Below are 21,340 nucleotides of genomic sequence, written 5' to 3' on the forward strand. Positions count from 1 at the left end.
ACAATCACAAAAGAATTAAAACAAAACTAAAAGGATTGTCCCCTGTGCAATACAGAGTTCAATCCTTAGTAGCTGCTTAATATATTTGTCTAATTTTTTGGGTTCAGTTCAGATTTTCTAAATGGACTTTTTTAGATTTCTAGATACGACTACTGATAAAAATGGAACAAACTTGTTATTTAGGTTGTCTATTAAGTATACGTATAAAACAGGGGTTCATGATAGTTCACTCATTTTATGAAAAGTGAGATGCAAGAGAGTGATATCCGATACACTCTTTAATTGTATCGATATGTATAACATCTAAAAAACATATATTCTTGAAAGAGGTTGAAAATGTATGATAGTCTTAAACAAGTTTTTTAACATTTTACATTACAAAAAGATGGTACCTGTAGTATTTCTTTCATGTGCAACGCTTATAGGCTGTTCTGATGGTAATACTCAATCTGAATTACCTAAACAAACGAAACAAACAAATCAAATCAAACAAGAAATTACTGGTAATGATTCTTTTGTTAAACTTGAAAAAGAATTTGATGCTAAACTCGGTATTTATGCATTGGACACTGATACGAATCAAACCGTTACTTATCAATCAGATGAACGGTTTGCATACGCATCTACCCACAAAGCTTTAGCTGTGGGAGTACTTTTACAAAAGAAATCAATAGAAGATCTAAATCAAAGAGTTTTGTATACCCGTAAAGATCTTGTTAATTACAATCCAATTACAGAAAAGTATGTTGATAGTGGTATGACCCTGAAAGAGCTTGCAGATGCTTCTCTTCGATATAGTGATAATACTGCACAAAATCTTATTCTTAAACAATTAGGTGGACCTAGTGAATTCAAAAAATCACTAAGAGAAGTAGGAGACACCGTTACAAATCCTGAACGTTTTGAACCAGAATTAAACGAAGTGCCTCCAGGAGACGTACGTGATACTAGTACCCCAAAGGCATTAGCTACTAGTCTTCAGGCTTTTACGCTAGGAGATGTACTTTCAACTGAGAAACGGGATTTATTAATAGATTGGATGAAAAGGAATACTACCGGAGACAACTTAATTCGTGCCGGAGTTCCAGGAGGATGGGAAGTAGCTGATAAGACTGGCTCGGGATCTTATGGAACCAGAAATGATATCGCAATTATTTGGCCACCAAATAAAAAACCAATTGTTCTTGCGATACTTTCTAATCATGATAAAGAGGATGCTAAATACGATGATAAGCTTATTGCAGAAGCAACCAAGATAGTGTTAGATGCTTTAAAAGTGACAAATAAATAATAATAGTAACTAGTTATTATTATTTTCCCGGTTTTTCGTCACAATATTGTGAGTCATGATTTTGCTAGCGGACTAATGTTTATGGGGTTCTTCGTTGGAGTTGCATTTTTAGCAACGATGGCAAGTTGCTTAATGTTTAAAGTTCTGTCGGGAGCATCAAAAGATGTGGCACGTTATCAAACGTTTCGTAAAATTGTTGTCCGCCGAGAATTATTAACAAACTCAATCTATAAAGAGTTATACTTCATATTTTTATTCCCAGCAATTGTCGGGATTACTCATATATTATTTGGTATGAACATGTTTAGTCCTATTTTAATCAATCCGTACTCTCGTATTTGGTTACCACTTGTTATTTTTGTAGTAATTTATTCGATTTATTACTTGATTACAGTTCAATTATATAAAGGAATTGTACTCTCGAAAAAAAGATCAATGTAATGATGTTATTCATAAAGAATGATAGATAATCCTTTTTGGAAAGAACAATTAAGAGAGAGATAACATTAATTATCGACTGTATCGAAAGTGAAATCACTTCTTTACAGAAGGAGATGGAGAATTAAGTCAATCGAATGAATATTATAGCCTGCTAATATCCCAGAGTATGTTATAAATAATATTGCCACTTGGGTGCAAGGAAGATTGAAATGAAATTAGCAACCATATTTTTAAATAGTTATTTTCAGAGGCAACAAGTGTATTAGGGAGGGGGCATTTGGCTTAGAGGAATCTTCAGGTGAAAAGACCTGAAACAGCCTTCCCTATAGCAATAATAAAGATGTCTAATTTCTAATATAGAAAATAATAGCGTTGCTACATTCAATATGTAGCAACGCTATTTAAATTTTTTAAACAGGGTTAAATTTTTCAAGAAATTTACCTATAAAAAATGATATCCAATTAAATTCATAAGTTTATCCTCTATGTATTTTGTAACTACATTTCATCTTGCTGTAAAGAAACAAAAAATACTTTTTTATTCAATAATTCCAATTTCTAGAGCCTTTTGAACAGCTTCTTCTTTGTTACAGACTCCTAGCTTTGTATAAGCTGTAGAAGCATAATTTCTGACCGTACCATTTGACAAATATAACCTTGATGCTATGGTAGTGTATCGAAGTCCTTTTGCTACTAGCTGTAATATTTCTATCTCCCTAGCTGTTAGCTCATAAGCGGCTGCTTTTGATTGTGGTGTCTCTTTTTGTTCATCGAACTTCTCAAATATTTTGTGAGACATTCCCTGATCAATCAGTGTTCCACCTTTGTGAATAAGTCGGATCGTATTGGCTAGCTCCAACGTTTCAATAGATTTAAGTAAAAAACCATCCGCACCGTTGCGAAGTGATTCCACTGCCTGTTCGGTATCTTGAAACGTTGTAAAAATCAATACGCGGATATGTGGCCATTGTTGCTTAATCTTTTTGGTTGCTTCGATTCCATCCATGTGCTGCATATCTAAATCCATAAGTATAACATGGGGTTGAAGGCGCCCACACAAATCGATGGCTTCATTGCCATCCTCAGCTAAACCGACTACATTTAAATCTTCATATCTATCGAGTAGTGTCCTCAAACTTTCCCGGACAAATGGCTGATCGTCTACAATTAACAAACGAATAAGTCCATCTTTTATTTCAGTTTGTCGCGGTATGGTACAAGTAACAAGCATTCCTTCCTCTGGCTTTGTATATACAGACAATTGACCTTGCAAGTTCATTGCTCGTTCTTTCATCGCATTCATACCGAAGCCTTCCTGCCATTCTACATTTCCTTTTCCATTATCTTGAACTTCTAATCTCGTATATTGTTGTTCAAACTGCAATGAAACTATAATTTCAGTTCCCTGACCATGACGTACTGCATTCGTAAGGGACTCCTGTAAGCAACGAACGAATGTGATCTTCGCTTGCCGAGATAGTTGATATTCCTCTCCGAATGTCCTAAAACTTACATTTACCTGAGCGTGCTCCTGAAATTCGGCTCCAAGATTTTGTAGAGATTGAATCAAGGAAGGAGATTGACATGGAGAATCCATTTGATGTAGGTAACCTCTCACGTCCTCGATGCTTTTCCGTCCCATTTCAAGCAGAGAATCTAGCCTCTGTATACCCATTTCAGTAGCAAGTTCGGTGCGCAACGTTTCCATCCCCATAATAATAGAAGTATAAGCGTGACCAACTGTATCATGAAGCTCACTCGACAGTCTGTTCCGTTCTTCTGCCAATGTAATGCGTTCAATTTGAGACATATATTGCTCAAGTACCGCGTTTTGTTTACGAATCGCTTCATTTTGCTTATGATTGACGATTAGTAAATGGAAAGCGAATCCCATTACATAAGCAAGTCCATAGTAGGTAACTAAAATCCAATAGCTATTACTTGGTGCAACCGCATAGAGAATTCCAGTTGTTATAAAAACTGTTGTTGGAGCTGTCCAATAATAGGACAAATGCTTACTATTCGCAGCAATTAGAAACACCGATATAAGAAATGTCTTGTTAGCTTCCGGAAATAAGGAGGTTAAATATATACATAGTCCACCATATAGCAGTATTTCTGTGAACAAGTAATATTTGTAATTGAACAGTAAGGCTACCCATGGAATCGAGAAGGCAACAACCTCCCAAAAAATAATAATCCAAAGTGGTAGTGTCAAACTATTCTGAAAATCTAATGTGATTACGACGATAGAGACACTAACAAGTATACGGACTCCTAACATAATCCAATCGTACCAAACCCAATACTTAACCATATCTAACAAGTTATTCCCCCCTAAGTAGCCTACCATTTTACTTCCTATATTATAAATTAATCCTTCATACATTGTTATACTTTTTAATTTTACACTACAATTTTCTCACAAAAGGGAAACTTCTATCGATTTAGTTGCCGAATCATGCTACGGGTATAGCCACCAATTTTCTTTGTCAAACGTTCTACTATTCTAATACTTATGGCGGTAAATACTATACCCATAAACATTACAAAGAGTGACTTGGCAAACGTATCTATCTGTATGAATATAATATTCATTTCGATGTATTGATACAGTAGTGGTGCTAACAGGAACATAAGTGGCATTACATAAAAAATAATTGCACTAATGAGACTGAAAATGCCAATCACTAATTTCTGCATTAACCAAAAGGCAGCAGACCAAGTGCGACGATCTGTAAGCACTAATTTCACCTGAGTCCAGTTCGATGTATCTATTGTTATACTTCTGTCATAAGAGTCTGTTGAAATATCTGTATAAATTTTCGTCTGTATGCGCTCGAATTGGATAAAAGCTGTAGTAGTCTGTAGTACGCGTATAACTAGTGGAATCCCAATTACCGTAAATGAAAGGGTGAAGCTGAATAGCAGAGCTATTAAATAAAAACAAAAATAAAACAATCCTGTAACGAAAGTTAGCAATAAAAAATAACCATTCTGTATGAATCTTGATTTCATAAAGTTCATCGCTCCTATCTATATAATAACCGAATCATACTGCTTTTTTTGTCATTCTCACTAGTGTAAAAGTGTCATATGACATTTCTAAATGATGTTAAAAAGGGGAGAACAACCTACTTCTGGTTAAAAAAGATGCGTATATTAATCTCCATAAAACAATCCCGTTTTTGCATCTGCAAGAACGGGATTGTTTTGTATTTTTATTTAATATGAGAGTGACTTGTTTTTCGAATATGAAAAATAATATCAAATTGCTCAAGCAATGATTTATCAAAGTATACAGATTTGTTCGGTAAGAGTCGTGCCCCTATACTGAGTAATGGTCTTTTTGCTTTAACCCATTTCTTTGCTGGTCCTTTAAGGTGACGATTATCTAATAAAAACATTTCATATGGTACTTTTCCGAGGGTATAATTGAAACTATTTACATCTTGTGGAATCAGATCCGTTATAATCTTATCTTGGGTGTCGTTGTATAAGGTGACATTCCCCTCCGTAGTTGTACTGCCAATTGTGACATAATTATTGTCTAAACGTTCCTTCAAAAACTGCCCCGAGGCATAAGGGTATGATTCCTCATCGATAATTCCTTTAGCCATATGAATATTGTGTGTCCACACTATCGTTTTACCACCCAATCTCTCTTGTGCCCACATTGCATGATCGGCCATGTATTGCTCATGTAGCTTTAACAGACTTGGAAAGTCGTTAGGAAGTAGCATTGTGGTAAATTTCTCTATTGCACTTGCCGTTGCTTTCGCCCAGATGTACTCGGGTGAAGCTATTTCTGTGTTGGCTTGCCCATTCTCATCTTTTAGTAATTGGGCTACTCTCTCAGCGTTTGCCTTGAACTTTTCTCTTATTTCAGGAGCAAGTTTCATATATTCCTGTAAACTGCCAGTAAAAGACGGCAATTCTTTATAATTTTCTTCTACTTCTGCCAGCAAATCTGGTCGATGCACCCTTACATAATCAATTACTTTATTAAAGCAACCTTGGTCCAACTCCTTTAAGTCGAGCCCAATAAATTGGATCTTTTTTTTATTGGATGGATCAGCATTATAATCTTTCATCCACTCAACCATGGCTATAATTTCATCAGTAGGATATAACAAGTTTAAAAATTCTCTAGGGTTTCCTTTTCCTGTTTGGATATATTCATTTAGTTTTAAGCCGTTTCCCCAATCTTCTTCCATTGTGAAGTTTGTAAAACCCATCTCAGTAACCAAATATTTCACAAGGCGAAACTTCATAGTGAAAATTTCAGAGCTTCCATGAGTATTCTCTCCTAATCCTACATATTGTGCGCTCCCAATCATTTTCTTAAGTGGTTTTAAATCCTCAAATGATTTTGACGGCTCTATCGTTTTTAATGGATAAGCCTGTGATTGTATTGATTTAACTATATTTTTTTGTATTGATTGATTTGAATTTTCGACTGCTACTGTTTGAGCCTTTCCTACTTCTACACATCCTGTGACTAATAAAGCTGTACTAACCATTGCAATTATTCTTTTCTTATTCATTTTTTCCACCTCAATTGAATTATTTGTAAAAGCAAGATTGATTCATTGTACTTGCACGAATCAATTGCCTTAATTCAATTGTTATCTATCCCATATCATATTTTCTAGTTACATATTGTCATAAGGTTAATTGACACAGGTCATAGACTAATCATTACACTTTTGTACTATCCGCTATGACAACTTATAAATAATAATTACATTGATGAGTCGTAAGTAAGACTAGATTATAAATTGGGGAGGGATTTTAAAGATGAATGAATTTGTATACAAAAATATTTTTATTCTAAGTTGTGTCTGTGGAAATGACAAGAAGTATATTCGATAAACAAGTGAATTATAGGGGAAGGGCGGATTAAAATGATATTACACGCAAAATCGTTCCACAATAAAGATAAAATCCAACGTGCTAAAATAGGACTTCAACTTTTTCTGAGTATCTTAATCATTACTTCAATTATCCTAAATGTAGTAGTAATAATTACGAAAAGTATGCCACTTATTGTGGTATATATGTTTACCCCAGCATTATCTTCTATTTTGACTCGCATAATACTGAAAGAAGGGTTTAAAGATGTATCTTTTAGTCTCGGTAACTTAAAGATATGGAAAGGGATTGGTTTTGCTCTGCTAATCCCTATGATTATTTGTGGAATTACTTATTCTATCGCCTGGTCGAGCGGAATTGCGGGGTTTCAGTATCCCGAAGTTGGTATGTTTATTTTAGAACCGATCTACAATATGCTTGGGCTTCAGTATGTAACGGCACCATTCAGCTTCATTTATCTAGTAGTATTGAGCGGCATTTTCGGAAGTTTGCTTGGCTTAATCCCAGCTTTGGGAGAAGAAATGGGTTGGCGAGGTTATATGCTCACAAGGCTAGTCGATGCAGAGTTTTCACGGCCCATCCTTATTAGTGGATTGATTTGGGCAACGTGGCATGTTCCAATAGTTATTGCTGGTCTATATGTAGCGGGACCATCTGTCGTTCTTTCAGTACTTGGTATCTATCTTTGTATTGTACCATTCGGTTATATTATAGCTTATTTACGACTTATCACAGGTAGCATTTGGCCTTCGGTTATCATCCATGCTACTTGGAATGCCATTATTCAAGGACCTTTCACACGTGCAAGTACAGGGTATCAAACTGAGATTTGGATTGGAGAATCTGGCTTGATAACCGCTAGTATTATCTTGATTACTGCAATAATTACGTCTCGAATCGTAAATTTTACTAAATAGCATACGGATGTGTTTTAAATTCAATTAGTGAAATATGACGAGGGGAAATAAGATGCTCCTAAAAATATTAGAAAAAATCTAGTTGAACAGACTCTTACTTCATCTTAGGCTGCTGGATATGTGGGTACATCAAGCTAAGAAAATAAACTTGGTTGCCATAAAAAACATAATGTTTTCATTTAAAGGCTATGAGATGAAATTTCATCATCTTCATCAAGTTTGACCTTCAGGAAATAAAAACTTAAACGATTATACAAATACTCTAACTGAAAAAACGATAGTCCTTCTACATTTTAGATAGAAGGACTATCGTTTATTTTTTTGACAAAATTAGGAGGTGATGTTCATAAAATGGATAATATAATTCGTATTTGCGTAAAGAGAAAAAGTTTTCCAAAGAAGATGTAGTTAATTTCCTTGGTATAACGGTTGATTGAAATTTCATTTTATAACTTGTAAAGGGCTGTGCAATGCATCGTACTATTGAAAAATCTAAATTTAATCATTAAATTGCGATAAAATGTGGTCGGAAATAATGAAATTTTAGGAAAAATAAGGTACACTAGTTTATGATTTTAGTTGAAAATCGTTTGACGTTAATGCATACGGGGGAAAGATTGATGAACAACAATACAACAAATGAATCAGTTGAAGAAATTGATCAAAAACGAGTAAGATCAAAAAAACGTTATACAAATTGGAAGTTTATTGCAGCGGGTATTGGTGTAATTGCACTTCTTATTGGGGGAATGAGTTATTATCAGGCAACTCACTTCAATTCGAATGTTACAATTAATGACACAAAAGTTGGTGGTCTGAGCGCTGATCAGGCAATACAGAAATTAAAGACATCTGGACTAGCAAACAAAGTCTATGTTGATCAACAACAAATTTTAGATGAAAAAGATACAAAAACGGAACTTACGGAAAAAGATTTGCCTCAAGTTAAGAAACTATTAAAAAACCAGTGGACATTTTTCCCTTCCTCAAAGGTAGAAAATTATTCATTGCTACCAGAGAAGGCAGATCAGTATCGTAGTGAAACGTTGAAAAAACTTGTAGAAGAAAAGCTCATCTCTATGAATGAGAAATTAAAAGCGCCTCAAGATGCTATGGCGAAGCTAGAACAAGGGAAAATTGTTATTTCGAAAAGTGTTGAAGGAAAACAGTATGATGTTACTAGTCTACTGAAAGATTATGATAAGCAAAAATATAAAAGCGAAATTCATCTGAAGTCTGCATACATAAAACCTATTAAAGAAGACGATCCGATTGTCAAAAAAGAGGAGAAAGCACTACAGAATCTTCTTGGGCAGTCTGTTGAGTATAAAGTGCAGGATGAAGTTTATCCTTTAAAAGCGAAAGATTTAATTCAAAATGCCTCTATGTCAAAGGATATGAAAGTTACAATTGATGCGAGTGACATTAAGAAGAAAATTACTGAAATTAATAATGCCAAATCAACATTAAATAAAGATTTCTCATTTAAAACTCATTCCGGTTCAGTCATATCAGTAAAAGGAGAAGGATACGGCTGGGCACTAGATGTTGAAAAAGAAACTAAACAAGTTCAACAAGCCTTTGAGAAAGGCGAAAAATCGCTTTCTGCTTCTAATATTCACGGAAATGGTTGGGAGAAGGAAGGTATCGGTTATAAAACAACATCGAATAATGGCATCGGAGACACGTATGCAGAAGTTTCAATTGCAGAGCAACAAATTTGGATTTACAAAGATGGAAAATTAGTTGTTACAACAAATGTAGTAACTGGTAAACATAGTACTGGTGAAGATACATCACCAGGTGTGTGGTACGTCCTATATAAACGAACACCATATACGCTAAGAGGTAACGCAGTAGGAAAAGCTGATTATGCGGTTAAAGTAGATTACTGGGTTCCATTCACAAATAGTGGTCAAGGATTCCACGATGCCGGCTGGCGCAAAGACTGGGGAAATAATGCTTATTTAACAGGAGGATCAGGTGGGTGTGTGAACCTTCTTCCTAATGTTGCAAAAACTGTATATGATAGTTTGAACACGTATGATCCAGTTATTGTGTATTAAAAAATAGCTACGTATCAAGAAATAAACAAAGCAGGAAATCTTACCTGATGGTATATAAAAAAACACCTCTTGCATTCGCATACTAAGTGTGCAAATGTAATGGAGGTGTTTTTGTTTGAATATAAAAGTGTATTGCTTATAAGAAACAAAGTAGAAAGAAATAATAAGTATTCAAATAGTCAATAAAATTGACGATGAATATCATTTTCATTTAATATAGAATCGTTGCATGTAATTAGACATGAATTTTTTGTTAATATAATAGATTTCTATTAAGTTGTCACATTTAAGAACTATCATTAAATATTTTAAGAATTTAAACGTAGGAAAGGGTAATATAAAATGAACTGGAAAAAAGGCGGATTATGGGTTATTATTTTTTTCGTTGTAAAAGGCACGATTTCTACACTTTTAATCGTTACAGGTGCTAAATATTTTGATTTATCATTTATGCAACTTATCTTATTAATTCTGACCTTATTAGTGATTTCTCTAATAAGCCGAAATTTGCTGTATAGACATAAACAAAAAGCAAAAAGAGCTAAATATATAATGGAGCCCCAGAGACCTTTGGATTTCTGGGGTTTTATTTATGATAAGTTTAAATCTTTTCGGTGCTCCATTTGAAAAATAAGAATAAAGGAATCTAGTTATACCACCTAAAGGCAGTTTAAGTTATTTGTTAAATGAACATTGTGGGAAGACTGCGTTGCTTAACTTAATATCAGTGAAGTAGCTCCTATATCTATTAAGCTAAAAATAAAAAACACTGCAACATCTAAACTCTAGTAACATAATTGAGCAAACAGATTTCGTTAGATTTTTTGTAACTAAATAGATTCATTACCGTTGCAAACCTATGTATGAATTCATAATCTAATAGTAAAAGGAGGAATGATTAAAGGTATGGCGGTTAATGAGGAATCAATTTGTCAACAGTTTGCAAGAATCATTGGCGGTCAAGAAGGATTCGCTGGTGGGAAATGCGTGGCAACAATAAACCGAGATGAAATACGAGCAACAATCTTGGGAAAACGTTTTAGAGTAACAACTTCCTTTTCATTCGAATCACGAGACAATAAAACTGGACGGGCATTATGCCTAGGCCGAGTAGCACTCTTACAAAAAGAAGTCACTGAATTTGTGGCGACAATTATTAAACAAGGAATAATCGTTTCGTCTATACACAATGAGTGGTTATGTGATGATCCAAATTTAATTTACGTTAATATTGAAGACGTTGATGATCCACTAAATTTCGCAAGAAAAGTGAGAAGAGCATTGTGCAATTAACAAATTTTTTTAGTTAATTGATTACGTTAAATAGAAGATTTAAATGTGTTGAATGTTATATTTGGAAAATAGATTTAAGTGGATGGATTTATAAAATGAAAGAAGGTGTTCCGTATTTGGAATGCCTTTTCTTGATGATTTTGTTGCTAATGTGGGTGGTTACGTTATTTTAATTGATTATATGTTGCTTATTTTGCAACAATAAGAACTCGATGGAGTACCCTAAGAAATACATTCTTCCCCTAAATGACATTTTAGCTTAATAGCAACGAGCTCCCGATGGTGGAAAATCTTCAAACTTCTATTAGCTGGTTAGTCGAAGAAGTATTTGTTCCACAACTCTTAAGGTATTGTAATATAAAAAAATCATCCTTCTGCAATCCATTCAAATGGTTTTAATCTCCACATCTGATGAATTCCCTGAAAGTGCTAAACCTAAGCAAACTAATTAACTATCCTATGCAAGAAAGTTTAGGTAGCTAATAGCATATGTTTTATTGAAAGGGTGTGATTGAATTATGGATCGACCGAATTGGGGAATTGGAGGATTAGTATTTGTTGGCTGCATGTTTCTTGGTGGAGGAGTGGGATCTATGTTAGGAAATGCCCAAACTGGATGGCTAATAGGAATGGGTGCTGGATTTCTTGGGATGGCTTTAACGAGACTGATTAGAAAGTAATATAACGGGGATTCTTCTCCCAATAAATAAGGGAATATACAGGGAAGTAATTACTTACATACAAGCTCTATAACATGTAATATTCGTATTTATAAAAACCACTCTCTAACAGAAAGTGGTTCGTTTTCTTTTCAACTCTGTTAAATTTCATTATTAATTTTTATGTTAGATGAGAATAAGGTTGATTAATTTTGTATCTAGAAATAAAGTAATCATCTATCGGTTATTTTTGATAAATGGTTATGAAAGATGCTGAAATAAGGGTAGGGGAAACGAATAAAACGACATAATAGGTAAAATAGTTTTTATAAAAAAACTAGGATTTCTCCTAGTTAAGTAGCATGAATTTCGTATAGGTCATTTATTATTTCTTCATCATTGTATGTAAAGTATTATACACCAATGGGAAAGTAGTGAAGCCATCATCCTCTAGAAAATGACCACCCTTTTCCAGAGAGGAAAACGACGCATCCAATTGATGCGATAAAGACTGACTGAATTGAAACGGAATAATAGAGTCATCTTTTGCTGCAACTACAACACGTGATTTCGTTGCAGCGTTTATTTTTTTATAATTTATAATCTCTTCTGTAAAAGAGGCCAAAGAAGGTATGGTTGGTATAAACTCAGAAAAGCCAGATACTAGAATAAATCCACCGAAATTTGGTAATGTGTTTAGTTGATTTAAGTAGCTTAACAGAGTAATACATCCTAAACTATGCGCTACAAAATACGTTTCGCTATCTATAGATTTTATCTCCGTAGCAAGCGTTTCTAACCATTCTTCTTTTTTAGGATTTGACGAATTAGGTAATTGTAGAATGGATACTTGCGTTTCATCGTCTGAGAATTGTTCCTTTAGCCAAGGGAACCAATGACTAGTTGGTGAAGCCGTATATCCGTGGATTATGTATACTTGTTTTCCCATTGCAACTCTTCCTTTCGTATTTACATTCTTTCACAGTATATTATGAATTTGAAGCTGTGTGATAGTAAAAACACTTGAAGCGATGTAAAAGTGTGTAAGTTGAATGGGAGGGATTGTGATTTGATAGAAATCTAAATAATAGCTGAAGAATGGATGTGATTTTTTATCCTGCATTAAGTGTCCGTAAATCACACTCTTTTTCATAGGGAGGCTCTATCCAATTTCGTTGCAGTCCTAACACCATTCCATTTATGAAAAAGACAATACTTAATAGAATTCTTCCAACAAATAAGGCAGCTACTTTTATATTCCACTTCTTTATTAGGATTATATAAAGCGGGGGAAATAGTATAAGTATCCAAAAAACGATAATAAAAACTGTATTCATCAGTTTCTACTCCTCATGTTGATAATAAAGTTATTTATCCCGCTATTTGTGGGCAACAAGACCCTATTGATTAAAGTTTCACTTTATCTCTCCGTCTCAAAAAACTCAATCCACTCTCCATCAGGACCAGCGAAGAATATGTAACGTGTTCCATCTGGTAATGTTTCAATTTCTTCTCCTAGTAAAAAGGTTACTTTTTGTTTCTTTAGTCTTTCGATCTCATCCTCTAATGAATCCACTTTAAAGCAAATGTGATGTACTTTTCCTTCTGCCGGAAGAGAAGAGTTGTAGCCTTCAATGAGTTCTAGTATCGTTTCTTTTGATTCTTCTACACCTAAAAAAGCGAGTTTTAAGTCTGGATTCGGATGACCCATACGTTTCATGAGCTGTAAGCCGACTACTTCTTCATAAAATGAAATAGATGTTTCTAAGTTTGCAACCATAAGTCCAACGTGTTCAATTCTTCTAACTGGCATGTAGATTCCTTCTTTCTGAAAATTATATACAATATATTATTGAAAATTAAGAAAATAAGCAAGATAAAAACCTTACAAATTTTAGCGTGTTATATGGTATAGTGAGAAAGTATGTTTGGGGAGAAGGAAGGAGATTATACGATGAATACAACTACTCAAACTCCTTCATTATCGGAAACGATGAAAGAGTGGCATTATGCATTAGCGTATGAAATTAAACATTGGAAAACGATAGGTGGTAGTAAAATTTCTATCATGAACGGTCGTTTTTTATATACAGATTATGAAAGTACAGTATACGTATTTCAGCTTATTTCGGAAGTAAGCTTACCTGAAGGTTCACCCATTCGAATTAAGTTCGATGGTGAGGAAGCGACAGGGGAAGTATTATCTATACATGGATTAGAAATAGAGCTGAAATTAAATGATTATATACAAGGTGAAATAAGAGAAGCGGTTTTATATAGTGAACCGTGGCAATTGTTAGAGCAACTACAAGAGCGATTGAAAGAAGCACGTAAAGATAAGCTGAAACGTAATCGTATAAAGCGTCTTGTTGATGGGACGAGCAGTCCGAAACATATTGAGAAGATGAAAAATCCAAAAAATGAACTGGCATATCGTTCGTTTTATAATCCGACAACGTACGTATGGGGACCGCCGGGAACAGGGAAGTCTTACAATTTATCACGTATTATTTCGGCTCATTATCAAAAAGGAAAATCGGTACTTGTGTTGGCTCATAGTAATGCGGCAGTAGACGTATTAATGAGTGAAGTAACCAAGCAAATTGAGAAGAAAAAGAAATGGACGCCTGGTGAAATTGTTCGTTACGGTTATAGTCAACATGAACATATACGAAATCATGAAACGTTACTTGCGTCGAAGTTAGTTGAAACGACGAACGGATCTTGGGGTGAGGAAAGACTCTATTTAGAAGAGACACGACAAGATCTTCGTGAAAAAATCTTATCGTATAAAGCAACATCTGCTGATAAGAAGCGTATACAAGAGATTGAAAGTGATCTTCGAAAGCAAAAGGCTAAAATTAAAGAAGTAGAAAAAGAATATATTGAAAATGCAAAAGTAATCGGCGCAACTTTATCAAAATGTGCCATTGATTCACTTATTTATGAGCGTACATTTGATTTAGTTGTTGTAGATGAAGTAAGTATGGCATATGTTCCGCAAATTGCATTAGCTGCTTCACTTGGAAAACGTATCGTCGTTTGCGGTGACTTTTTACAGTTACCTCCAATTGCGATGGCAAATCATGAACTCGTTCGTAAATGGCTTGGGGAAGATATGTTTTACCATGCTGGGATTGTTGAGTCTGTTAATAAATCAGAAGCACACCCAAACCTATTTATGTTGCAGGAACAAAGACGTATGCATGCGGATATATCGAAGTTTACGAATTCGTTTATTTATAAAAATAGAGTACACGATCATCCGTCTGTTTCAGAGCGTAAAGAACTTGCGCAATTGCAGCCGTTCGCAAATGAAGCGAGTGTTTTATTTGATACGAGCCAAATGGGAGCTTTTTCGTTAAAAGATGCTGCTTCTGGTTCACGTTTTAACATTATGTCTGGTTTAGTAGCAATGCAAATGATGTTAATCGGATTGTTAGATGGTGTGCAATCAATTGGTATTGTGACACCTTACAGGGCGCAGTCACGCTTTTTATCAACGTGTATTAGAGAAATGTTGCAGAGAACGAAATATCAAAACATACCAGTTTTAGCGGCGACAGTTCATAAGTTCCAAGGCTCTGAAAGAGATATGATGATCTTTGATACGGTTGACAGTTATCCGCAAGAACGACCTGGCATATTATTCTTTGATCACAAAAACCATCGCCTCGTCAATGTAGCAGTGACAAGGGCGAGAGGGAAGTTCATTCAATTATCTGATTGCCATTATATGCGTAAAAACCTTTCGAGAAAACAAGCGTTATCACAATTAACAGCTCATATAGAACGTCACGGAGATGTGTATGATCGTACGACATCAAGACAATTGTGGGAACGGAAAATTACGAAACGTTTACGCTGGTTTATGGAAATGAATCTTGAGGAAACGAAAGGGGTATTAAAAGATATTTTAGCCTCAAAACGAAAAATTATTATTTCACTTCCAAGTACAAAACAAGTGGATAAGCGAGTATGGCAAGCGTTAATGCGTACAAATGCGCAAATAACAGTTTATAGTGATGGACCAGTTCCACTGAAAAATGTAAAGTTACAAAGACAAAATAAAGCATTCCCGTTTATCGTAATTGATGATGAAATCTTCTGGGCAGGCGCACCGCTTACATCTCAAATGATGTTTGAAGGTAGTACGGAATTTCCGTACGTATGTGCAAGACTGCAAGCACCTGAGACAATTGGTGTATTAAAAGGATTTTTAGATATTCGGTAAATTCGGATAGGAATTCCTTGACTTTTACTTGGAATGAACTTAGAATAAAAAATAATTTAATATAATTTTATGAAAATTCTTATCACGAGAGGTGGAGGGACTGGCCCTATGATACCTCGGCAGCGGATTCGTTATGAATACTGTGCCAATTCCAGCAAGGTAACTTGAAAGATAAGAAAGAAGCTCATTTTGACTGTATATACAGAAGCCTCTTTCTATCTTTAGAAAGAGGCTTTTTTATGTGAAAATAAAAGGAGGAAGAAAAATGGGAGCGACAGGAGTAACGTCACAAAGAAAAACAATTGAAGAGAGTATCGAAAGAAATAAGGAAAAGTACATAGAAACAAGTCATGATATTCATGCGAATCCGGAAATTGGTAACCAAGAGTTTTATGCATCTAGAACGTTAAGTTTATTGCTAGGCAGTGCAGGATTTCAGTTGCAGCACAATATAGCTGGACATGAAACGGGATTTATCGCGCGAAAAAGCTCTGGAAAACAAGGACCAGCAATCGCATTTTTAGCGGAGTACGACGCTTTACCAGGACTAGGCCATGCGTGTGGTCACAATTTAATCGGCACAATTAGCGTTGCAGCAGCAATCGCATTATCAGAAACGCTTGAAGAAATTGGCGGGGAAGTTGTCGTGTTTGGTACGCCAGCAGAAGAAGGCGGGCCAAATGGTAGCGCGAAATCAAGTTATGTAAAGGCAGGTTTATTTAAAGACATTGATGCGGCGCTTATGATTCATCCGAGCGGAAAGACAGCGACAACGAGTCCTTCACTAGCAGTCGATCCACTTGATTTTCATTTTTACGGAAAAACAGCTCACGCTGCAGCTTCGCCAGAAGAAGGGATTAACGCATTAGATGCGGTTATTCAGCTCTATAACGGTATTAACGCACTTCGCCAACAACTTCCGTCAGATGTGAAAATTCATGGCATTATTACTGAGGGCGGAAAAGCACCTAATATTATTCCTGACTATGCCGCAACAAGATTCTTCATCCGTGCAGCAACGCGAAAAAGATGTGCAGAAGTAACAGAAAAAGTAAAAAATATCGCACAGGGAGCAGCATTAGCAACAGGTGCAAAAGTAAAAATCCATCAATTTCAAAATGAAATCGATGAATTACTCGTAACAAAAACATATAACGATATCGTAGCGGAAGAACTAGAACTATTAGGTGAAGATGTAAATCGTAAAGAAAGAGTAGGGATTGGTTCAACCGACGCAGGAAACGTAAGTCAAGTCGTACCGACAATTCATCCGTACATTAAAATCGGACCAGATGATTTAATTGCACATACGAATGAATTTAGAGAAGCAGCACGTTCAGAACTTGGAGATAAAGCATTAATTACATCGGCAAAAGCATTAGCAAATACGGCGTATCGATTAATTACGGAAGAAGGGTTGTTAGAGAAGGTGAAGGAGGAGTTTAGAGAGGCGCAGAGGAATCAGGGGTAAGGGGATTAAGGTGCTTTTTTCGAATAGAGATCTAATTCATAAGTAGAGATATAAAAAAGAACATTGAAATATCAATGTTCTTTTTTTGTTTACTAATCATTGATTTCATTGGCTTTTCTCATAAAGGAAAAACTTTTACTGTTAGCCGGGGATAATACGTATCCCTTTATTAGAACGACAATTTCTCCTCAAACTCACTCTTTAAAACAATTAAAGGAGACGATAATCCAAATTGCATTAAAGAGTCTAAAAATGTAGCGAGAGAATCCATCGAATCGCTCATGACCTTCATCATATAATTAAATTCCCCGCTAATTCGGTATAAATCTGTTACTTCAGGAGCGGCATTACAAAATTGAATAAAATCAGAGCATTGGCTCGTTTTAAACATGATGAATGCTTGAATGTTTTTATTAATTTTTGCAGGCTCAAATTTCGTTCGATAAGCCGCTATAACTCCTTGATCTTCAAGCTTGTTAATACGTTCTTTTACAGCAGGTTGCGTCATGGATATAATTCGTCCTATTTCTGAAACAGAAATTCTCGCATTTTCATATAACAGGTTCATAATTTTATGATCGATTTCATCCAATTTTACAGCGTTTTGCATTGTGTAGCCTCCTTGTTATGTTTTCTAAAGTGAATTGTAAATTATAACTATAATATCATAAGTGAACGAACTAAATTACCTATAAATCTATATTTAAAATGATTAGTATTTGCATGAAAATATAAGTATAGGGTTTATCAAAAGGGAATTTAGGAAGGATGGAAAAAATGAAGAATCTTGATGGGAAAGTAGCATTAGTAACAGGGGCAAGTCGCGGCATTGGTCGTGCGATTGCGATGAGATTGGCAAACGACGGTGCATTAGTTGCGATTCACTACGGCCGAAATAAAATAGCTGCAGATGAAACAATTAGTGAGATTGAATCTAATGGAGGAAAGGCATTCTTAATTGAAGCTGATCTCAATTTAATGGATGGTGTCAAAAAAATAGTAGAACAATTGAAGAATGAATTACAAATAAGAGTTGGTACATCAGAGATTGATATTTTAGTAAACAATGCAGGGATAGGTACACAAGGGACGATTGAAAATACGACAGAAGAAGTTTTTGATGAAATTATGGCCGTAAATATTAAGGCGCCATTCTTTTTAATTCAGCAAACATTACCGTTACTACGAGTAGAAGGGCGCGTTATTAACATTTCATCAGCGGAAGTAAGACTTGGTTTTACAGGGTCCATTGCATACGGTTTAAGTAAAGGTGCACTAAATACGATGACACTTCCTCTAGCTAAACATCTTGGAGAACGAGGTATAACAGTGAATACAATTATGCCTGGATATACGAAGACAGATATCAATGCGAAATTGCTAGATGATTCAGAAATACGGAATTTTGCTACGGATTCATCTGTGTTCGGACGAATAGGGCAAGTTGAAGATATTGCAGATGTAGTAGCATTCCTTGCTTCTTCTGATAGCCGCTGGGTAACAGGGCAGATTATAGATGTCTCTGGAGGGTTTTGTTTATAGGGGCACTACTCCATAACCAGCAAGCTAATTAAGTAAATTACTAGTTATGAAACGATCCTCGTTTCATAACTAGTAATCTATAGAAAGGTAGAGATGATAAAGAAATCTATTAAAACGTGATTTTTTCGCTAGGCAATTTGAATAAGGGGGCTATTTTTAATTATTCATAATCTAAAATAATCCAATTTTATTTTACAGTAACATTAAAACAAAATTATTGACCGCATGGTACAAAAAGGGTATTCTATTCATATTATCTTTAAAATGAGAGGAGGATACGATTGAATAAACGCGGCAGACCTCGAGAGTTTGATTATTCCTCAATTGTAGATGTTGCAATGAAAACATTTTGGTTAAGAGGATATGAAGGATGTTCTACACAAGATTTATGCAGTGATACAGGACTTGGAAAAGGAAGTTTATACAATACTTTCGGTAGTAAACATGAACTGTATAAACAAGTATTAGAACGCTACCATGAAATTGGGATTAGGGAACAAAAGAAATTGTTACATACTCCAATTCCAGTTAAAGAACGATTAAGTAATTTTTTTGAATGGGCATTGAAAGAAGACTTTGAGAATATGGATCAAAAAGGATGTTTATTGATTAATGCCAGTATAGAACGTGCTAAAAACGATTTAATGGTACAAGAAATTTTCTCGAAGCATGTTGAACTTCTTAAACAAGCTATTGAAACAGTGATGGAGGAAGGATTGCAAACAGGTGAAATTTCAAAGAAGCAATCAGCTGAAGAATTAGCTAGTCTGCTTTTAAGCAGTTATTACGGATTCCGTGTTCTTAATGTATCGATGCAAAATCGGATGTTGTCTGAACAAGTTATCAAAGGAACAGTAGAGTCTATTTGTGGCGCTTAGTGCGCCCTTTTTTCGCACTATTTTTGTACCGATCATTACAGTAATGGATAAGGAGTGTTTTTATGCCATCGATTATTTATTTATTAGCTTTAGCAATCTTTTGTATGACTACATCAGAATTTATGGTTGCAGGTATGATGAATGAACTTGCTCTTGCATTCCAGGTTTCTGTATCATCCATTGGGTATTTAATTTCAGCTTATGCAGGAGCAATGGTAATAGGAGGCCCCATTTTAACTGCAATCCTCTTACGAATGCGCAGCAAACAAGCATTATTGTTTTTAATGTTCATATTTTTAATTGGTCAATCGCTCGGAGCTATTGCTTGGAACTATGATATTATGATGATTTCACGTATTATAACTGGTATTGCTTCAGCTTCAGCTTTTGGAGTTGCGATTTCCTTTTCTGCGACATTGGTTCACTCTGATTCAAGGGGAAAAGCTGCATCAATTGTACTTGCAGGTTTAATGTTCGCAACTGTATTAGGTTTACCTATAACAACCGTTATTTCGCAATATTTTGGCTGGCGTATTAGTTTTGGGGCTGTTTCTGTTCTTGTGCTAGTATCAGCAATTATGATTCAACGGTTGTTACCATCCTCTTCAAATAAAGAGCAATTAAATTGGAAAGATGAACTTCTGCGATTTAAGAATATTCATCTTTGGGCAGCGTACGTAACAAGTATGTTCATTATTGGTGGTACGTTTGCCGCATTTAGTTATTTCACTCCTATCTTTACAAATGTTACAGGGTTTTCAAGAGCAAGTATTCCATATTTACTTGCTCTCTATGGTAGCGCGACAGTAATTGGGAATATAATAATTGGCAAGTTCGCTGATAAATTTACAATGAAAATACTTATGGGTGGATTAATTATATTAATCATAGCGTTGTCTTTATTTGCTTTAAGTGCAGAGAATAAATACATTGCAGTTATTTCTACGATTTTTATTGGTTTAACTGGTGTAGCATTGAATCCAGCTATGGTTGCGAGGGTGATGAAGACAGCTAGTAATGGAATAATGATAAATACCGTTCATAGTTCTTTTATTACGCTAGGTATTGTTATTGGTTCGTCACTAGGTGGTCTTGGGATCAGTAAAGGATATGGTTTTGTATCTCCGCTATGGATTGGAGCTTGTTTAGCTATCCTTGGGGTAATTTCGTTATTCCCATATTTACATAAAGGAAAGGCAGATTAAGATGTTTAAAATTTCTTTATATGAGGTACTGCCACATTACCATCAAGCTAATACTTTCATATCCCCCTAAATTAAATTTTTCTTTCTCTACAGATAGCTATTCTGAGAAGCCGCTCATTTTTTCGTTTTGGGGGCATTTCTTTTTCTTAAGTTGATGGGCATAGGGTACCGCCCCACAACCATCAACTTAAGGATTAAAACTATTTTTGTAATTAAAAGCATGTTACTATTCTCATTAACATAAGAGAATAGTAACGTGCTTTTTATGAATATGCACCAAAAACAAGAGTTATATCAATTTTTCTCATTTTGGGGTATTTGTTTTTCTTAGATTGATGGTGATGGGGCACTACTCTATAATGATCAAATTAAAATTTAAAATAGTTATAGAGACTCCATTTCTCGGAAATATTGTAACTATTAAGTTGTAAAAAAAGCCGTAGTTTTTCATTTTTGAAAAGGCTGGGG

18 protein-coding genes, 3 pseudogenes and 1 riboswitch are annotated in these 21,340 nt (G+C 35.0%); of the genes and pseudogenes, 14 read left to right on the forward strand and 7 right to left on the reverse strand.

Features of this window, described 5'->3' with window-relative positions; all coding sequences use genetic code 11:
- The 4 genes and pseudogenes from ACS2CR_RS16880 to ACS2CR_RS16895 form a co-directional block, all read left to right on the forward strand.
- The coding region (locus ACS2CR_RS16880; RefSeq protein ID WP_131229404.1) for an IS3 family transposase at positions 1–80 on the forward strand (80 nt) is incomplete at its 5' end.
- 260 nt (positions 81–340) lie between these two features.
- Positions 341–1,291 (forward strand): class A beta-lactamase, encoded by a 951-nt coding sequence (gene bla / locus ACS2CR_RS16885; RefSeq protein WP_053514236.1) that lies wholly within the window; start codon positions 341–343, stop codon positions 1,289–1,291.
- Between the two features lie 45 nt (positions 1,292–1,336).
- A pseudogene (locus ACS2CR_RS16890) lies at positions 1,337–1,732 on the forward strand (ABC transporter permease); the annotation flags it as partial.
- A 21-nt stretch (positions 1,733–1,753) separates the two neighbouring features.
- A pseudogene (locus ACS2CR_RS16895) lies at positions 1,754–1,945 on the forward strand (alpha/beta hydrolase); the annotation flags it as partial.
- A gap of 325 nt (positions 1,946–2,270) precedes the next feature.
- On the opposite strand, the gene ACS2CR_RS16900 reads toward ACS2CR_RS16895, so the two are convergent.
- The 3 genes from ACS2CR_RS16900 to ACS2CR_RS16910 all read right to left on the reverse strand — a co-directional run bounded on the left by ACS2CR_RS16900 (position 2,271) and on the right by ACS2CR_RS16910 (position 6,279).
- Positions 2,271–4,058 (reverse strand): helix-turn-helix transcriptional regulator, encoded by a 1,788-nt coding sequence (locus tag ACS2CR_RS16900; RefSeq protein ID WP_053514237.1) that lies wholly within the window; start codon positions 4,056–4,058, stop codon positions 2,271–2,273.
- A 113-nt stretch (positions 4,059–4,171) separates the two neighbouring features.
- Entirely contained in the window at positions 4,172–4,750 is a 579-nt protein-coding gene (locus ACS2CR_RS16905) for a sensor domain-containing protein (protein WP_053514238.1), read from the reverse strand.
- Positions 4,751–4,953: 203 nt separating this feature from the next.
- Positions 4,954–6,279, reverse strand: coding sequence for an erythromycin esterase family protein (locus ACS2CR_RS16910; RefSeq protein ID WP_001036181.1), 1,326 nt, complete (start codon positions 6,277–6,279; stop codon positions 4,954–4,956).
- 360 nt (positions 6,280–6,639) lie between these two features.
- Between ACS2CR_RS16910 and ACS2CR_RS16915 the strand changes: the two genes are divergently transcribed.
- From ACS2CR_RS16915 to ACS2CR_RS16935, 5 genes and pseudogenes are all read left to right on the forward strand, one after another.
- Positions 6,640–7,524 carry a CPBP family intramembrane glutamic endopeptidase gene (locus tag ACS2CR_RS16915; protein ID WP_000600470.1) on the forward strand — a complete coding sequence of 295 codons (885 nt, stop codon included), beginning with the start codon at positions 6,640–6,642 and terminating at the stop codon, positions 7,522–7,524.
- A 620-nt stretch (positions 7,525–8,144) separates the two neighbouring features.
- Positions 8,145–9,590, forward strand: a complete 1,446-nt coding sequence (locus ACS2CR_RS16920) for a L,D-transpeptidase family protein (RefSeq protein ID WP_001064059.1) — start codon at positions 8,145–8,147, stop codon at positions 9,588–9,590.
- Between the two features lie 342 nt (positions 9,591–9,932).
- Positions 9,933–10,130, forward strand: a pseudogene (locus ACS2CR_RS16925) (hypothetical protein); the annotation flags it as partial.
- Between the two features lie 366 nt (positions 10,131–10,496).
- Complete coding sequence (locus tag ACS2CR_RS16930) at positions 10,497–10,883, forward strand: DUF1259 domain-containing protein (protein ID WP_002204749.1); 387 nt, start codon at positions 10,497–10,499, stop codon at positions 10,881–10,883.
- A gap of 518 nt (positions 10,884–11,401) precedes the next feature.
- Complete coding sequence (locus ACS2CR_RS16935; RefSeq protein ID WP_170924139.1) at positions 11,402–11,563, forward strand: hypothetical protein; 162 nt, start codon at positions 11,402–11,404, stop codon at positions 11,561–11,563.
- A gap of 364 nt (positions 11,564–11,927) precedes the next feature.
- Here the strand turns inward: ACS2CR_RS16935 and ACS2CR_RS16940 are convergent, their stop codons facing one another.
- The 3 genes from ACS2CR_RS16940 to ACS2CR_RS16950 form a co-directional block, all read right to left on the reverse strand.
- Positions 11,928–12,491 carry an RBBP9/YdeN family alpha/beta hydrolase gene (locus ACS2CR_RS16940; RefSeq protein ID WP_053514240.1) on the reverse strand — a complete coding sequence of 188 codons (564 nt, stop codon included), beginning with the start codon at positions 12,489–12,491 and terminating at the stop codon, positions 11,928–11,930.
- Positions 12,492–12,654: 163 nt separating this feature from the next.
- Positions 12,655–12,879: a hypothetical protein gene (locus ACS2CR_RS16945; RefSeq protein ID WP_053514241.1), complete on the reverse strand. Its 225-nt coding sequence runs from the start codon at positions 12,877–12,879 to the stop codon at positions 12,655–12,657.
- 83 nt (positions 12,880–12,962) lie between these two features.
- Positions 12,963–13,355: a VOC family protein gene (locus ACS2CR_RS16950; protein ID WP_001145286.1), complete on the reverse strand. Its 393-nt coding sequence runs from the start codon at positions 13,353–13,355 to the stop codon at positions 12,963–12,965.
- 111 nt (positions 13,356–13,466) lie between these two features.
- On the opposite strand from ACS2CR_RS16950, the gene ACS2CR_RS16955 reads away from it, so the two are divergent.
- Together ACS2CR_RS16955 and ACS2CR_RS16960 are read left to right on the forward strand one after the other, a co-directional pair.
- Entirely contained in the window at positions 13,467–15,776 is a 2,310-nt protein-coding gene (locus tag ACS2CR_RS16955; protein WP_053514242.1) for an AAA domain-containing protein, read from the forward strand.
- Between the two features lie 76 nt (positions 15,777–15,852).
- A riboswitch (SAM riboswitch) is annotated at positions 15,853–15,954 on the forward strand.
- Between the two features lie 87 nt (positions 15,955–16,041).
- The gene (locus ACS2CR_RS16960) at positions 16,042–17,247 is read left to right on the forward strand and encodes a M20 family metallopeptidase (RefSeq protein WP_053514243.1); all 1,206 of its coding nucleotides are present in this window, start codon (positions 16,042–16,044) and stop codon (positions 17,245–17,247) included.
- Positions 17,248–17,416: 169 nt separating this feature from the next.
- Here ACS2CR_RS16960 and ACS2CR_RS16965 read toward each other — a convergent pair whose 3' ends face one another.
- A complete protein-coding gene (locus tag ACS2CR_RS16965; RefSeq protein ID WP_001178562.1) occupies positions 17,417–17,857 on the reverse strand; it encodes an Lrp/AsnC family transcriptional regulator in 441 nt (146 codons plus the stop codon).
- Positions 17,858–18,024: 167 nt separating this feature from the next.
- Between ACS2CR_RS16965 and ACS2CR_RS16970 the strand changes: the two genes are divergently transcribed.
- From ACS2CR_RS16970 to ACS2CR_RS16980, 3 genes are all read left to right on the forward strand, one after another.
- The gene (locus ACS2CR_RS16970) at positions 18,025–18,789 is read left to right on the forward strand and encodes an SDR family oxidoreductase (RefSeq protein WP_016111604.1); all 765 of its coding nucleotides are present in this window, start codon (positions 18,025–18,027) and stop codon (positions 18,787–18,789) included.
- A gap of 281 nt (positions 18,790–19,070) precedes the next feature.
- Entirely contained in the window at positions 19,071–19,667 is a 597-nt protein-coding gene (locus ACS2CR_RS16975; protein WP_001042191.1) for a TetR/AcrR family transcriptional regulator, read from the forward strand.
- 62 nt (positions 19,668–19,729) lie between these two features.
- Complete coding sequence (locus ACS2CR_RS16980) at positions 19,730–20,872, forward strand: MFS transporter (protein ID WP_001139232.1); 1,143 nt, start codon at positions 19,730–19,732, stop codon at positions 20,870–20,872.
- Positions 20,873–21,340 lie beyond the last annotated feature (468 nt).

Origin of the sequence: Bacillus cereus group sp. BceL291 (assembly GCF_051776705.1) — a bacterium.
GTDB classification, from domain to species: domain Bacteria; phylum Bacillota; class Bacilli; order Bacillales; family Bacillaceae_G; genus Bacillus_A; species Bacillus_A cereus.